The organism is Nonomuraea sp. NPDC003709, assembly GCF_040610775.1.
In the GTDB taxonomy this organism is placed as follows: Bacteria; Actinomycetota; Actinomycetes; order Streptosporangiales; family Streptosporangiaceae; genus Nonomuraea; species Nonomuraea angiospora_A.
Map to the genome: position 1 here is coordinate 1 of NZ_JBEXMW010000102.1, position 1,085 is coordinate 1,085.

At 56.8% G+C, this 1,085-nt stretch carries 1 rRNA gene; it reads left to right on the top strand.

Annotated features, from left to right (window positions below):
- Positions 1–1,030: ribosomal RNA gene (locus tag ABZX61_RS65910) — 23S ribosomal RNA — on the top strand; the annotation flags it as partial.
- Positions 1,031–1,085 lie beyond the last annotated feature (55 nt).

Genomic DNA, 1,085 nt, shown 5'->3' on the forward strand with positions numbered 1-1,085 from the left:
GTTGGCGAAGGTGAGAACTTAAGCGCCGGTAAACGGCGGTGGTAACTATAACCATCCTAAGGTAGCGAAATTCCTTGTCGGGTAAGTTCCGACCTGCACGAATGGCGTAACGACTTCCCCGCTGTCTCAACCGCAGACCCGGTGAAATTGCAGTACGAGTAAAGATGCTCGTTTCGCGCAGCAGGACGGAAAGACCCCGGGACCTTCACTACAGCTTGACATTGGTGTTTGGAACGGCTTGTGTAGGATAGGTGGGAGACTGGGAAGCTCGGACGCTAGTTCGGGTGGAGTCATTGGTGAAATACCACTCTGGTCGTTTTGGATGTCTAACTCTGGTCCGTGATCCGGATCGGGGACAGTGTCTGGTGGGTAGTTTAACTGGGGCGGTTGCCTCCCAAAAGGTAACGGAGGCGCCCAAAGGTTCCCTCAGCCTGGTTGGCAATCAGGTGTTGAGTGTAAGTGCACAAGGGAGCTTGACTGTGAGACTGACGGGTCGAGCAGGAGCGAAAGCTGGGACTAGTGATCCGGCATCGGCGTGTGGAAGCGGTGTCGCTCAACGGCTAAAAGGTACCCCGGGGATAACAGGCTGATCTTCCCCAAGAGTCCATATCGACGGGATGGTTTGGCACCTCGATGTCGGCTCGTCGCATCCTGGGGCTGGAGTAGGTCCCAAGGGTTGGGCTGTTCGCCCATTAAAGCGGTACGCGAGCTGGGTTTAGAACGTCGCGAGACAGTTCGGTCCCTATCCGCTGCGCGCGCAGGAGACTTGAAAGGGGCTGTCCCTAGTACGAGAGGACCGGGACGGACGAACCTCTGGTGTGCCAGTTGTACCGCCAGGTGCACGGCTGGTTGGCTACGTTCGGGAGGGATAACCGCTGAAAGCATCTAAGCGGGAAGCTTGCCTTGAGATGAGGTCTCCCACCCTGTGAGGGGGTAAGGCTCCCGGTAGACGACCGGGTTGATAGGCCGGAGGTGGAAGCGCGGTAACGTGTGGAGCTGACCGGTACTAATAGGCCGAGGACTTGACCACAAAGCAGACTTTTCTAGTCGTTGCTCGCGTCCATTATGTGATTCTGAGACAGCAA